Here is a 14,206-nt window from a genome sequence, read left to right on the forward strand (position 1 = left end):
GGGAACACAGAGTTCTGCTCTGAAGAACCACCGCGGTTTGTGTCCAGCACGTTTCAAAAATCTCGCCACGAGCTCTCGACAACCTACCGAGTGGTCGGTAAGTTACCGCAACCAAGGAGGTCGCCAAATGACCGAATCCCCTGGTCGTCGCCGTCTCAAGCCCGGCGCACGCCGGCGTCAGATCCTCGATGTCGCCACCCGCGAGATCGCCGCCTCGGGCTTCCGGGGCGCCTCGCTGGCCGAGATCGCGGAGAGTGTCGGCGTCTCGCAGCCGGGGCTGCTGCACCACTACCCGAGCAAGGCCGCCCTGCTGCTGGCGGTGCTGGAGCAGAAGAGCGCGGAGGACACCAAGCTCGTCGACGAGGTCTTCGCCGACGCCGAGGGCACCGTCGGGCAGGCGATCACGGCCCTCGTGGAGATGAACCAGCGCGACCCGGAACGGATACGGCTCTACACGGTCATCGCGGCCGAGAGCATCGACGCCAACCACCCGGCGCACGACTTCTACCTCCAGCGGTACCGCAGCATCCGCAGGCGGCTCGCCGGCCGCCTCACCGAGGACATCAAGCGCGGCCGGCTGCCCGAGAGCCTCGACCCCGTCGACGTGGCGACCGCGATCCTCGCCCTGATGGACGGCCTGCAGTTTCAGTGGTTGCTCGACCCGTCGATCGACATGGTCCAGCCCATCAGGGCGTACTTCGCTCGACTCTACGGAAAGGCATGACCGACGTGCACACCCTGAGCCTCGCCCAGAAGGTAGGGCTGCTCGCCGGCGCGACGTTCTGGACCACGCCCGCCTGCCCCCCGATCGGGCTGCGGTCGATGGCACTCGCCGACGGTCCCGCCGGCGTGCGCGGGATCCGGTGGGACGCCGCGGACCCCTCGGTGTGCTTCCCGTCGCCCACCGCGCTGGGCGCGAGCTGGGACGTCGAGACGGCTCGGGCGTACGGCCGGGCACTGGGCGCCGAGGCGCGGCGCAAGGGCGTACACGTCGTGCTCGCACCGACCCTCAACGTAATCCGTACGCCGTTCGGCGGGCGCGCGTTCGAGTGCTACTCCGAGGATCCGATGCTGATCGGCGCGATCGGCGCCGCCGTGGTCGCGGGGATGCAGGAGCTGGGGGTGGCGGCCACCGTCAAGCACTACGTGGCCAACGACTCCGAGACCGAGCGGTACACAGTGGACGTCCGGATGGACGAGCGCACGCTGCGCGAGGTTTACCTCGCTCCCTTCGAGACGGTCGTTCGCGAATCCCGTCCCTGGGCGGTGATGGCCGCCTACAACGCCGTCGACGGCACCACGCTGACCGAGCACCCGTTGCTGGAGGCCCCGCTGCGCACCGAATGGGGCTTCGACGGGCTCATCATGAGCGACTGGCGCGCCACTCGGTCCACAGTGGAGTCCGCTCGCGCCGGTCTCGACCTGGCCATGCCGGGCCCGATCGGTCCCTGGGGCGACGCGCTCGTCGCGGCCGTCGAGCGGGGCGAGGTCGACGAGGCCGCCATCGACCGGAAGGTCACCCATCTGCTGGAGCTGGCCGAGCGGGTCGGCGCGCTCGGTACAGCTGCCGAGAAACCACCCGCGGACCTGACGCCGGCCGGCTATGCCGCGGACGTCGCGGCCTACGCCGCCGTGAGCGGCACCGTCCTGCTCACCAACGACGGCACCCTGCCGCTGGCGGCTCCCGCGCTGCGCCGCGTCCTCGTCGTCGGCGAGGCGGCCGCGGCACCGCGCTTCCAGGGCGGTGGCAGCGCCGAGGTCATGCCGGCCGGTGTCGTGTCTCCTGTGGACGCGATCCGCGCCGCCCTTCCGGAGGAGTGCGAGGTGGTCTACGTCCCCGGCACGCACGGGGACACCGACCTCGAACCGCTGCCGCTGGAGTTGGCCGGCGGGACCGACGCGATCGAGCTGACCTGGCTCGACCAGGCGGGCGCCGAGGTGCACCGCGAGCGGCGCTCGTCGACGAAGCTCGTCTACCTCGGCCCCGACGTGCCGGCCGGCGCCACGTCGTGCCGCGTCGAGTGGGACTTCACCGCGGACGAGGCGGGGGCGTGGCAGCTCGGCTTCATCGGCTGCGGCTACTTCGAGCTGTCCATCGACGGCACGCGGGTGCTGGCGGAGCGGGCCAGCGCCGCGCACGAAGGGCCGGGCGCCGAGCTGTTCAACGGACCCAGCCGGGCCGTCACGCACGAGGTCCGCGAGGGCGAGCCGGTACGCATGCGCCTGGACCACACGTTCGGGCAGCTGGGCGTGTCCGTGACGCTAGGCGCGCGCCGGCCCCGGATGGACGTGGAGGAGGAGCGCGACCTGCTGCGCCGCGAGGCGGAGGCGTGCGACGTGGCCATCGTGGTCGTCTCGACCGACCGGGCCAGCGAGTCCGAGGGCGTCGACCGCGGCACCCTCGCGCTACCGGGCGACCAGGACGGCGTGGTGTCCCTTGTGGCCGGTCACGCACCGTCCACTGTGGCTGTCGTCTGCTCCGGAGCCCCGGTGGCGCTGCCCTGGCGGGACGAGGTCTCCGCGATCCTGGTCGCCTGGTTCGGCGGTCAGGCGGTCGGCCCGGCCCTCGCCGACATCGTCGTCGGCCATCGCGAGCCTCGCGGCCGGCTCCCGATGTCGTGGCCCGCCGGCGACAGCGTCCCCGTCCACCAGGTCGCCCCGACCGGCGGCCGCCTCGAATACGCCGAAGGACTGCACGTCGGGTACCGCGCGTGGCTGAAGGAGGGCCGCGATCCGGCCTGGCCGTTCGGCCACGGGCTTGGCTACACCACCTGGGACCTGACCGGCGTCGAGGTCGACGGCGCCAACGTCTTCGTCACCGCCCGCAACACCGGGGACCGTCCCGGTCGCACCGTCATCCAGGTCTACCTGGCCCGGCCGGACTCCGCACACGACCGACCCGTGCGGTGGCTGGCCGGATTCGCCGCGGTCGACCAGGACGCCGGCGCGACCGCCACCCACCACATCCGGCTACCAGCTCGCGCGTTCCAGCACTGGTCGCAGGCGACACAGAGCTGGGAGTTGGAGCCCGGCCAGTTCGAGGTCCAGGTCGGTACCTCCGCGACTGCCATCCATCACCGGCGGATCGTCGCCGTCCACGAAGCAAACAACGCACTCCAGCCCGACTAGGAGTCTCCCCATGAGAAGAAAGCTCACCGGCGCCGTCGTTCTCACTGTCGCACTGCTCAGCCCCGCCGCCTGCACGTCGGCCGTCGACCAGGCAAACCAGGCGTCGACCGCGACCAACGAGGCCTCCTGCCAGCCGGGTGGCACGCTCACCGCCGCGCTGGCCAGCCCCGCCGATCCCAGCGCCGTCCTCAGTGGACGACCGGGCAACATCTTCTGGGTACGCAACATCGTCGAACCGCTCTGGTACATCACCAAGGACTCCCCGGAGCCCAAGCCGCTGCTGGCCAAGTCCTGGAAGTACGAGAACGACAACAAGACGCTCGTGCTGACCCTCCAGGACGGCGTGAAGTTCCACACTGGACGCGCGTTCACGGCCGACGACGTGGTCTACACCTTCAGCCAGGTCACCAAGGCGGGCAGCCCGTCGAACTTCGGACCGATCGTCTCCACCTGGCAGGTCGCGGCCACCGCGCCGAACACGGTGACCATCACCGCGCCGACCGCGCTGGACCAGTCGGCGCCGAGCATCCTGGACGTCACGCCGATCATCGACAAGGACACCTACGCCGGCATCGCCTCCGGCAAGCAGATCGTCGGCACCGGACCGTTCACTCTGGACACCTACACGCCGGGCGCCGCGATGACGCTGAAGAAGAACCCGAACTACTGGCAGGCCGACCTGCCCAAGCTCGACAAGATCGACATCCCGGTCATCGCCGACTCGACCGCACAGCTCGCGGCGTTGCAGTCCGGCCGCTTGCAGCTCGCCTCCGGGCTCACCGTCCGGGACGCGACGACCGCCGGCGACGGCACGAAGTTCACGCTGGAGAAGAGCGGTGGCATCTTCTACCTGCTCGGCATGGACATCACCAAGGCGCCGCTGAACAACAAGCAGGTGCGGCAGGCCATCGCGTACGCCATCGACCGGGAGCGGATCAACCAGCAGGTCTTCGTGGGCATCGGCACCACCAGCGACCTGATGTGGCCGGAGTCCAGCCCGGGCTACCCGAAGGACCTGGCCACCAAGTACACGTACGATCCGGAGAAGGCCAAGCAGCTCATCGCCAGCGCCGGCGCCACCGGGGCCACAGTGGACCTCACCTACGCGCAGCAGCCGATCCTCGCCTCGATGTACAGCATCATCGCCAACAACCTGGAGGCGATCGGCCTCAAGCCCAAGGGCGAGGCGCTCTCCATCGGCGACTACCAGCAGCGGGTCGCCACGGCCAGCTTCAAGATGTCGTACCTGAACAACGCGGCGAGCGTCGGCCAGTCGGCACCGGTCCTGCTCGCCACGCTGCCGCAGATCCGCCTGAAGAACAACTCGTTGGGGTACGACGACCCGCGGTTCGCCGAGCTGTCCAACGCGGTCACCACGGCGACGAGCGCCACCAGCGCCGACGCGCTACGCAAGCTCACCGAGTACATGCTCGACGAGGCGAACGTCCAGTTGATCGTGGCCGCACCCACCACCGCCGTACAGGCCAAGAACCTCACCGGGGTGGAGCGCACCCTGACCGGCAGCCTGTTCCGGAACGCCTGCCTCACCAAGCCATGATTCGCTTCCTGGTCCGGCGCCTGCCGGTCATCGCGCTCGTGCTCGTCGCCGCGAGCATGATCGCCTTCCTCCTGCCACGGCTGATGCCGGGCGACCCGGCCGCGGCCGTGGCAGGACCGGACGCGACACCGGAGCAGATCACCCAGGTCCGCCACGACCTGGGGCTGGACCGGCCGGTCGTCGAGCAGTACGTGGTGTGGATCAAGGGACTGTTCACCGGCGACCTCGGCCAGTCCCTCCAGTACCGCAGGCCGGTCGCCGAACTCGTCGGTACCCGGCTCGAAAGCACCGTCGAGCTGGCGATCGCGGCCCTGATCTTCATGGTGATCATCGGGGTGGGGATCGGGCTGATCGCCGGCAGCACCCGCGCCGCCTGGCTCCGGTCGGCCATCGACAGCGTGAACACGCTCCTGCTGGCGATGCCCGGGTTCCTGGTCGGCCTGCTGATGGTGCTGCTGTTCGGCATCTACTTCCGGGTGCTGCCGACCAGCGGCGAGGTGCCGCTGTCCGAGAATCCCGAGATCGGCGTGCAGTACCTGATCCTGCCCGCCCTGGCCCTGGCGCTCGCCCCCGCCTCCGGTATCGCCCGCCTCGTGCAGACCTCGATGCGGGCGGTACGCCAGCAGGACTTCGTGGACCTCGCGATGGCCAAAGGCGTGCCGCCCCGGCGGATCGCCACCCGCCACGTCCTGCGCAACAGCCTCGGGCCGGCGCTGGTCGCCATCGGCATCCGCTTCGGCGACCTGCTCGCCGGGGCCGTGGTGATCGAAGCGATCTTCGCGCGCAACGGCCTCGGTCAGCTCGCCGTCTCGTCGGCGCAGACCGCCGACTACCCGGTCGTACAGGTGCTGATCGTGGGCGCCGTACTGATCGCCGTCGCCGCCCAACTGCTCACCGAGATCGGGCTGGCGCGCCTCGACCCACGAGTGAGGTTGGAATGAGTACTCCCCCAACCGCCAAGCGGAGGAACCAGACCCTTCTGCGGTACGCGCGCGCCTTTCGCAGCCCGCGCGGGATCATCGGCGCCGGCACGCTGCTCGCCCTCGTCGTGGTCGCGCTGGCCGCGCCGCTGATCGGACCCGGCGGGTACGACCAGCAGACGTCGCAGACCCTGGTCGGTGCGAGCGGCCAGCACCTGTTCGGCACCGACGAGCTGGGGCGCGACATCCTGGTCCGGACCGTGTACGGTCTGCGGACCGACCTGAGCCTCATCCTCACCGCCGTACCGGTCAGCCTCGTCATCGGTACCCTCATGGGCCTGTCCGGTGCGGTGTCGAAGGCGCTCGGCGCGCTCACGCAGCGGCTGCTCGACATCATCCTCGGCTTCCCCGGCCTCGTCCTCGGCGTGATCATCGTAATGATCATCGGCCAGGGCTGGTGGGCGCTGTTCTTCGCGCTGGTCTTCGCGGGACTCCCCGGCTTCGGCCGGATGGCCCGGGCGGGTCTGCTGTCCGAACAGGACAGGGACTACGTGCTCGCCGCCCGCGTGCTCGGTGTGTCGACCGGCCGGCGGATCCGGCGGCACATCCTGCCGAACATCGTCGACCCGCTACTGGTACAGACCGCCATCTTCATGGTGGTCGCCATCTTCATCGAGGCGGGCCTGAGCATCGTCGGGCTCGGCATCGAGCCGCCCGCGCCGTCGCTGGGCGCGATGCTCAACGTCGGCGCCCGGTACGCCACCACGCACCCCAGCTACGTGCTCGGACCGGGCATGGTGCTGCTGCTCCTGGCGCTGTCGTTCACGCTCCTGTCGGACGCTCTCAACGAGGCGGCGATCAAACGATGACTGCCGAGGCACCCCTGCTGCGCGTCGCCGGGCTGCGCACCGAATTCCACACCGCGGAAGGCGTCGTCCGCGCCGTCGACGACGTCTCGTTCGACATCGCTCCCGGCGAGATCCTCGGGATCGTCGGCGAATCCGGATCGGGCAAGTCGGTGACGGCCCGCTCGATCCTCGGCATGGTCCACGAACCCGGTCGCGTCGTCGCGGGGCAGATCAGCTACCGGGGACGCGACCTGCGGACCCTGCCTCCCAAGGCGATGCGTCCGATCCGGGGCCGGGAGATCGGGCTGGTCTTCCAGGATCCACAGTCGGCACTCAACCCCGTCATGACGGTGCGCGACCAGATCAGCGAGGCGCTGACAGTACACGGGATGGGCCGTGCGGCGGCGCGCGAGCGCGCCCTCGAACTGCTGGAGCAGGTCGGCATTCCCGACGCGCGGCGCCGGGCCGACGACTACCCGCACCAGTTCTCCGGTGGCATGCGCCAGCGGGTCGTCATCGCGATCGCCTTGGCCAACAACCCTTCCCTGCTGATCGCCGACGAGCCCACGACGGCGCTCGACGTGACCATCCAGGCGCAGATCCTGCGCCTGCTCGGGCGCCTGCGCCACGAGCTCGGCGTGGCCGTACTCATGATCACGCACGACATGGGCGTGGTGGCCGAGACCTGCGACCGCCTCGTCGTCATGTACGGCGGCCGGGTGCTCGAACGCGGCACAGTGGAGGATGTCTTCCGGGCGCCGAAGTCCCCGTACACGCACGACCTGCTCGCCGCCATGCCGCGCCTCTCCTCCGATTCCGCTGGCGCGCGCCGGCTGCCGTCGATCCCCGGCGCGCCTCCCGATCCGGCGCACCTGCCACCCGGATGCCCTTTCGAGCCCCGGTGCCGGCTCGCCGTCGACGCCTGCGCCGAGAAGATGCCGAGCCTGACGGTGTTCAGTGTGGACCACGCGGCCGCGTGCCACGTCACCGCCGGCGGTGCGTCGATCCCCGTGCTGGACTCACCGCCCGCGCCGCCGCGCCGCCGCGCCGAGGGCGACCGCCGCCCGATCCTGGAGGTCACCGACCTGCGGATCAACGTCGCCAACGGCCGCCGGGGGCTGTGGGGCAGGCAGGATCCGGTGTACGCCGTCGACGGGGTGTCGCTGCAGGTCCATCCTGGAGAGACGCTGGGCCTGGTCGGCGAGTCAGGATGCGGCAAGTCGACCCTCGCGCGGGCGATCGTCGGCATCAACGAGCCCGCCTCCGGTGCCATCACCGTGCGCACCGGCGGTGCCGTGCAGTACGTCTTCCAGGACCCCAGCGCCTCCCTCAACCCCCGGCGCACGATCCGCGAGTCGATCGACGAGGGCCTGGAGGCCATCGGCGTGCCGGCGGCGGAGCGCTACGACGAGTCGGTGCGGCTGCTGGAGCGCGTGGGCCTGAACGCTCGGCACCTCGAACGGCTGCCGTACGCGTTCTCCGGGGGCCAGCGCCAGCGGGTAGGCATCGCACGGGCACTCGCGGCGAAGCCCGAACTGCTCGTGCTCGACGAGCCGGTGTCAGCGTTGGACGTCTCCATCCAGGCGCAGATCATCAACCTACTGGAGTCGCTGCGCGACGAGCTGGACCTCGGGTACCTGTTCATCGCGCACGACCTGTCGGTGGTGCGGCACCTCAGCGACCGGATCGCCGTGATGTACCTGGGCGGCATCGTCGAGACCGGCGAGGTCGCCACCGTGTACGGCGACCCGCGGCACCCGTACACGGCCGCGCTGCTCGCCTCGTCACCGCATCCCGACCCGGCCGCCAAGCACCGCGAGCGCATCGTGCTGACCGGCGACCTGCCCAGCCCCAAGAACCCACCGAGCGGCTGCCGGTTCCGCACCCGCTGCCCGATCGGCCCGATCGTCCACAGTGACCGGACGATCTGTATCGAGCAGCGGCCGGCACTGCGGCCCGCCCCGAACGGCGCCCACGTCGCCTGCCATTTCCCAGGAGAACTGCGAAACGGGGAGGCCTGACGATGCGGGTCATCTACGTCGACGTCGACACGCTCCGGGCCGACCACACGACCGCGTACGGCTACCACCGCGACACCACACCCAACCTGGCGGCCCTGGCGGAGAAGTCGGTGGTGTTCGAGCGCTACTACTGCTCGGACTCGCCCTGCCTGCCCTCGCGTACCGCGCTGACGAGCGGTCAGTTCGGCATCACCAACGGGGTCATCGGGCACTTCGGCGAGGCCGCCCGGTTTCGGCTCGACAGTGGGCACGGGCCGCATCCGCAGCGCCCGCTGCTCGGCCAGCGCCTGCAGCAGGGCGGCTACTACACGGCCGCGGTGTCGATGTTCGCCGAGCGGCACCGGGCCTATCACTTCCTGGGCAACTTCCGGGAGTCGATTCGCGCCACCGACCAGCTCAACGACGAGCAGGCCGGCGAGGTCAACGCCGTGGCGCTGGACTGGATCCGCCGCCACGCCGGCGAAGACGACTGGTACCTGCACCTGACGTACTGGGATCCGCACACCCCGTACCTCGCCCCCACCGAGTACGCCGAGCGGGCCGCCGCGCTGGGACCAGCGCCGGCCTGGCCCGACCAAGCCACCATCGAGGCGCACGCCGAGGTCTACGGCCCGCGCAGCGCGCTCGACCTGCACTACTTCGTCGGCCCGCGCGACTCGTCCACACCGGACACCATGCCCGACGCGATCCGTGACCGCGCCGACTTCGAAAAGCTCATCAACGGCTTCGACGGCGCCATCCTGTACTGGGACGAGCACTTCGGCCACCTGCTGCGCACCCTCGAAGAGCTGGGTATCGCGGATCAGACCGCCATCATCGTCAGCGCCGACCACGGCGAGGCGTTCGGCGAGAACGGCCAGTACGCCGAGCACGGGCTGGCCAGCGAGCCGATCCAGCGGGTGCCACTCGTCGTCTACTGGCCCGGTCTGACCGATCGGTTGCCGGAGGCGGCCCGCCGCGACAACAGCCTGCTCTACCACATCGACCTCGCCCCGACGATCTGCGACCTGCTCGACATCCCGGTGCCGGAGGGCTGGCAGGGCACGTCGTTCGCCGACGCCATCCGCGGCGAGGAGATCGCCTCCCGCGAGTACCTCGTGCTCGGCCACGGCGCCCACTCGTACCAGCGAGCCGTGCGCACCCGCGACCACCTATATATCCGCACCTTCCACCCCGGTGCCTTCCGCGCCGAGTGGGAGCAGTGCTTCGACGTCACCAACGACCCGCACCTGACGCACGACCTGCTGCCCGAGTCGCCCGAACTCGGTGCCCGGATGCGCTCGCTGCTGGCAGAATGGACCTGGACCTACACGGGTGGGCCCGGGGCGCTGCCCGACCCGATGATGACGACGCTCCACATCGGACCGACGTACTACAACGACCCGGCCCGGTACGTCGCGCACCTGCGCGCCACCGGTCGCGAACACCTGGCCGACGACCTCGAAGCGCGCCTCCGCGCCGTGCCCGGCGCCACCCGGGTCTCGTGGCACGCGCCCGACGATCCGTGGCCACCCGGCCGGCACGCCGCCCTCGCCCGCCGGTTCACGGTGAAGGAGCCGCACACGTGAGAGCCATCGTCGTCATGTACGACAGTCTCAACCGGCGCAGCCTGCCGCCGTACGGCGCGAGCGGGGTGCACGCGCCCAACTTCGAGCGGCTGGCGGCGCGGGCGCAGACCTTCGACAACTGCTACGCCGGCAGCATGCCGTGCATACCGGCCCGCAAGGAGATGCACACCGGCCGGCACAACTTCCTGCACCGCAGCTGGGGCCCGCTGGAGCCGTACGACGACTCGATGCCCGAGTTGTTGCGCCACCACGGCGTCTACACCCACCTGGTCACCGACCACCAGCACTACTGGGAAGACGGCGGCGCCACCTTCCACAACCGGTACTCCAGCTACGAGCTGTTTCGCGGCCAGGAGGGTGACCGCTGGAAGGGACAGGTCGCCGACCCGCCGATGCCCGAAGACCTCAAACGGCGCCGGCACGCCACCTACCGCCAGGACTGGGTCAACCGGCAGTACCTGGAGAACGAAGACCTGCACCCGCAGACGCAGACCTTCGACGCCGGTGTCGAGTTCATCCGCACCAACGCCGCGGCCGACCGGTGGATGGTGCAGATCGAGACCTTCGACCCGCACGAGCCGTTCTTCAGCTACGAGCGCTGGCACAAGCTGTACCCGGAGGACTACGACGGCCCGCACTTCGACTGGCCCGACTACAAGCAAGTACTGGAGAGCCGTGCCGAGGTCGAGCACGCCCGCAACCGGTACCACGCCCTACTGTCCATGTGCGACAACTCGCTCGGCCGCGTCCTGGACCTGATGGACGAGCTGGATCTGTGGCGCGACACCATGCTGATGGTGGTCACCGACCACGGGTTCCTGCTCGGCGAGCACGGCTGGTGGGGCAAGAACGCGGCACCCTGGTACGACGAAACGATCCACACGCCCTTGTTCGTCTGGGATCCGCGCGCGGATGCGAGTGGCGAGCGGCGCGACGACCTCGTGCAGACCATCGACTTCGCACCCACCCTGCTCGACTTCTTCGGCGTGCCGATCCCGGGCGACATGCAGGGCACGCCACTGCGCGACACGGCCCGCGATGCCGCACTGTTCGGCTCCTTCGGCGGGCACGTCAGCGTCACCGACGGCCGCTATGTCTACATGCGAGCCCCGGCCACGCCCGACAACGCCCCGCTGCTCGAACACACGCTGATGCCGACGCACATGCACCACCCGTTCCGGCCCGAGGAGCTGCGCGGCGCCGAGCTCGTCCCGCCGTTCACCTTCACCAAGGGCGTGCCAGTGCTGCGCGTGCCCGGCTACACCATGGCCAACGCGTACGCGTTCGGCACGTTGCTGTACGACCTGGCGGACGACCCGGGCCAGGAGCGCCCACTCGTCGACGACGGGATCGAACTGCGGATGATGGGGCTGCTCGTGGAGCTGATGCGCGCCAACGACGCACCGCCCAGCCAGTACGAACGGATCGGGTTGCCGCCCACCGGGCCGGTCGGCGCCGCGCACCTCCAGGTCCGCCGGCAGTGGGCGCAGGTGGAGCAGGGCCAGGCTCGGATCGTTCCCGATGACTATCCGCGCGGGCCGGTGAGCGTACACACTCCGCTGTGTGACCTGCTCGCGAACCCGGACGCGGCGGCGGTGCTCGCCGCGCACGCGCCCGGCCTGACCCGCGAGCCGATGCGGTCGATATCGGGGCACCTGACGGTGGTCGAGATCGCCGCGTTCGCCATCGGTGTGGTCCCTCAGCCGGTGCTGCGGCTGCTCTCCGAGAGGCTGTCATGAGACCCAACGTCGTCGTCTTCGTACCCGACCAGTTGCGGGCCGACGCGGTCGGTGCCTTCGGCAACACGGTCGTGTCCACACCGCACATCGACGCCCTCGCCGCCCGGGGTGCCCGCTTCGACAACGCGTACGCCCAGCACCCGGTCTGCTCCCCCAGCCGGGCGTCGTTTCTGACCGGCTGGTACCCCCACGTGCGTGGGCACCGGTCGCTCACGTACCTCCTCGAAGCCGGGGAGCCCAACTTCCTCAAGACGTTCAAGGACAACGGATATCACGTCGCGTGGGTCGGCGAGCGCGGCGACACGTTCGCGCCGGGCGCCACCGAGCGGAGCGTGCACGAGTACGGGTTCTCGGTACAGCCATCGGGGATGAAGTGGGCGAAGGACATCGCGTACCGCGACGAGACGGCGGCCCGGCTGTTCCTCGTCGGTAAGGTCGACTCCTCGCTCGACTTCGACGAGGCCGCGGTTCAGACCGCCGAACGGTGGCTCGCCGCCCGGCCACCACAGCCGTGGGTACTGTTCGTGCCGCTGCTCGCCCCGCACGTACCGTTCCGGTCCCAGGAGCCGTGGCATTCCCTGTACGACCCGGCCGCGATGCCCGATCCCGCGCCCATCCCTTCCTCTTCTGAACCGGCCTTTCACCAAGCGATCCGGGAGGCGTACGGGATCCAAGATGTCACCGCGGAGACCTGGCGGGAGATCACGGCGATCTACTACGCGATGGTCAGCCGGATGGACCACCACCTGGGCCGGGTACTCGCCGCCGTCGACGCGATCGGCGCGGCGGATGACACGGTCACCGCGTTCTTCGCCGACCACGGCGAATATCTCGGCGACTACGGGCTCGTCGAGAAGTGGCCCACCTCCATGACCGGCAACATCCTGCGAAACCCGCTCATCCTCGCCGGCCCCGGGATACCCGAAGGCGGCGTCGACGGTGGCATGGTCGAGCTGATCGACGTGTTTCCGACCCTGCTGGAGCTGGCCGGCGTACCCGACGACACCCACCGCCACTACGGCCGCAGCCTCGTGCCACGGCTGCGGGGCGAAGTCGACGAACACCGGGCGTTCGCCTTCAGCGAGGGCGGCTTCACGATCGAGGAGGAGCCGCAGTACGAGCACGCGCCGTTCCCGTACGACGCGAAGACCGACCTTCAGCACGCGCGGCCGTCGCTGGTGGGTAAGGCGGTCGCGGTCCGCGACCGGCGCTGGACGTACGTACACCGGCTCTACGACCCGCCGGAGCTCTACGACCGCGAAGCCGACCCGAGTGAACTGGTCAACCTCGCCGGCCGCCCCGAGCTGGCCGACACCGAACGCCGCTTCCGCGACGAGGTCCTGCGCTGGCTCCTGGCAACCACCGACGCGTTCCCCTACACCCGCGACCCCCGCCGCCCGGACGTAGCCCTCCCCCACCCGTCCCCATGAGCGAGCACCGATGCTGTGCCCCGGCGCGGGGTGAGCCGGCGGCGCCGCACGGCGCGGCGCCGGTCGCCACTCCCGGTGCCAGGCCGGACCCTGACCTGGTATCGCTCGACGGCGGCACGTTCCTCATGGGCACCACCGACGCCGACCGCAACCGTTCCGACGGCGAGACGCCCGTGCGCCAGGTGACCCTCTCGCCGTTCCGGATCGCGCGCCGGGCGGTCACCAACACCGAGTTCGCCGCGTTCGTCGCGGACACCGGCCACCTCACGGGCGCCGAACGGTACGGCTGGTCGTTCGTCTTCGACGGCCTGCTGCCCGACGACGTGCGCCGCACCGCGCGGCGCCCGCGGTCCGCGCCCTGGTGGTGCGGCGTGGAGGGCGCCACCTGGCGACGGCCCGAGGGCGGCGCCAGCTCCATCGACGAGCGCATGGACCACCCCGTCATCCACGTCGACCACGGCGACGCGCTGGCGTACTGCGCGTGGGCGGGGCTGCGGCTGCCGACCGAGGCCGAATGGGAGTACGCCGCGCGTGGCGGCCTGGTGCAGGCACGCTACCCGTGGGGCGACGACCTGACCCCGGACGGCGTGCAGCGATGCAACATCTGGCAGGGCCGTTTTCCCACACTCAACACGATGGACGACGGCTACCTGGGCACCGCGCCAGCGGACAGCTTCGCGCCCAACGGATACGGGCTGCACAACATGGCCGGCAACGTCTGGGAATGGTGCGCCGACTGGTGGACCACCGCACACGACGCGTCACCGTCCACCGACCCGACCGGTCCAGCCACCGGGACGGCACGCGTGATGCGTGGCGGCTCCTACCTGTGCCACGACTCCTACTGCAACCGGTACCGCGTGGCCGCCCGCACCAGCAACGACCCGGGCAGCTCCGCCGGCAACCTGGGCTTCCGGTGCGCCGCCACCCCTTGACAGCGCCGCCTGTCCTGCCGTTTCAGCGTGTTTTCAGATCGAGAATTTCTCACATTGA

Annotated in this window: 10 protein-coding genes; all 10 read left to right on the plus strand. The window is 70.3% G+C overall.

What is annotated here, in order from left to right; genetic code table 11:
- The first annotated feature begins 127 nt into the window (after nt 1–127).
- Genes QMG73_RS10500 through QMG73_RS10545 form a run of 10 tightly spaced genes read left to right on the plus strand, consistent with a single transcriptional unit; the run spans nt 128 to nt 14,148 of the window.
- A complete protein-coding gene (locus QMG73_RS10500; protein ID WP_281894067.1) occupies nt 128–724 on the plus strand; it encodes a TetR/AcrR family transcriptional regulator in 597 nt (198 codons plus the stop codon).
- Nucleotides 721–3,129 carry a beta-glucosidase family protein gene (locus tag QMG73_RS10505; RefSeq protein WP_281894068.1) on the plus strand — a complete coding sequence of 803 codons (2,409 nt, stop codon included), beginning with the start codon at nt 721–723 and terminating at the stop codon, nt 3,127–3,129. The genes QMG73_RS10500 and QMG73_RS10505 overlap by 4 nt, the downstream gene beginning before the upstream one ends.
- A gap of 10 nt (nt 3,130–3,139) precedes the next feature.
- Nucleotides 3,140–4,687, plus strand: a complete 1,548-nt coding sequence (locus QMG73_RS10510) for an ABC transporter substrate-binding protein (protein ID WP_281894069.1) — start codon at nt 3,140–3,142, stop codon at nt 4,685–4,687.
- Entirely contained in the window at nt 4,684–5,628 is a 945-nt protein-coding gene (locus QMG73_RS10515; protein WP_281894071.1) for an ABC transporter permease, read from the plus strand. Before QMG73_RS10510 ends, QMG73_RS10515 begins: the two co-directional genes overlap by 4 nt.
- Nucleotides 5,625–6,476, plus strand: a complete 852-nt coding sequence (locus QMG73_RS10520; protein ID WP_281894073.1) for an ABC transporter permease — start codon at nt 5,625–5,627, stop codon at nt 6,474–6,476. Before QMG73_RS10515 ends, QMG73_RS10520 begins: the two co-directional genes overlap by 4 nt.
- A complete protein-coding gene (locus tag QMG73_RS10525; protein ID WP_281894074.1) occupies nt 6,473–8,476 on the plus strand; it encodes a dipeptide ABC transporter ATP-binding protein in 2,004 nt (667 codons plus the stop codon). Before QMG73_RS10520 ends, QMG73_RS10525 begins: the two co-directional genes overlap by 4 nt.
- A 2-nt stretch (nt 8,477–8,478) precedes the next feature.
- Entirely contained in the window at nt 8,479–10,044 is a 1,566-nt protein-coding gene (locus QMG73_RS10530) for a sulfatase family protein (protein ID WP_281894076.1), read from the plus strand.
- On the plus strand, nt 10,041–11,783 hold the full coding sequence (locus QMG73_RS10535) for a sulfatase (protein WP_281894078.1): 1,743 nt from the start codon (nt 10,041–10,043) through the stop codon (nt 11,781–11,783). Before QMG73_RS10530 ends, QMG73_RS10535 begins: the two co-directional genes overlap by 4 nt.
- Entirely contained in the window at nt 11,780–13,213 is a 1,434-nt protein-coding gene (locus QMG73_RS10540) for a sulfatase-like hydrolase/transferase (RefSeq protein ID WP_281894079.1), read from the plus strand. Before QMG73_RS10535 ends, QMG73_RS10540 begins: the two co-directional genes overlap by 4 nt.
- Nucleotides 13,210–14,148, plus strand: coding sequence for a formylglycine-generating enzyme family protein (locus QMG73_RS10545; protein ID WP_281894080.1), 939 nt, complete (start codon nt 13,210–13,212; stop codon nt 14,146–14,148). Before QMG73_RS10540 ends, QMG73_RS10545 begins: the two co-directional genes overlap by 4 nt.
- Nucleotides 14,149–14,206 lie beyond the last annotated feature (58 nt).

The sequence above is a fragment of the Phytohabitans aurantiacus genome, from assembly GCF_027923225.1.
GTDB classification, from domain to species: domain Bacteria; phylum Actinomycetota; class Actinomycetes; order Mycobacteriales; family Micromonosporaceae; genus Phytohabitans; species Phytohabitans aurantiacus.

What these genes read in the sequence shown, in the direction of transcription:
- QMG73_RS10505 (WP_281894068.1), top strand. Translation starts at nt 721, where the DNA reads ATGACCGACGTGCACACCCTGAGCCTCGCCCAGAAGGTAGGGCTGCTC.
- QMG73_RS10515 (WP_281894071.1), top strand. Translation starts at nt 4,684, where the DNA reads ATGATTCGCTTCCTGGTCCGGCGCCTGCCGGTCATCGCGCTCGTGCTC.
- QMG73_RS10510 (WP_281894069.1), top strand. Translation starts at nt 3,140, where the DNA reads ATGAGAAGAAAGCTCACCGGCGCCGTCGTTCTCACTGTCGCACTGCTC.
- QMG73_RS10520 (WP_281894073.1), top strand. Translation starts at nt 5,625, where the DNA reads ATGAGTACTCCCCCAACCGCCAAGCGGAGGAACCAGACCCTTCTGCGG.
- QMG73_RS10530 (WP_281894076.1), top strand. Translation starts at nt 8,479, where the DNA reads ATGCGGGTCATCTACGTCGACGTCGACACGCTCCGGGCCGACCACACG.
- QMG73_RS10525 (WP_281894074.1), top strand. Translation starts at nt 6,473, where the DNA reads ATGACTGCCGAGGCACCCCTGCTGCGCGTCGCCGGGCTGCGCACCGAA.
- QMG73_RS10500 (WP_281894067.1), top strand. Translation starts at nt 128, where the DNA reads ATGACCGAATCCCCTGGTCGTCGCCGTCTCAAGCCCGGCGCACGCCGG.
- QMG73_RS10545 (WP_281894080.1), top strand. Translation starts at nt 13,210, where the DNA reads ATGAGCGAGCACCGATGCTGTGCCCCGGCGCGGGGTGAGCCGGCGGCG.
- QMG73_RS10540 (WP_281894079.1), top strand. Translation starts at nt 11,780, where the DNA reads ATGAGACCCAACGTCGTCGTCTTCGTACCCGACCAGTTGCGGGCCGAC.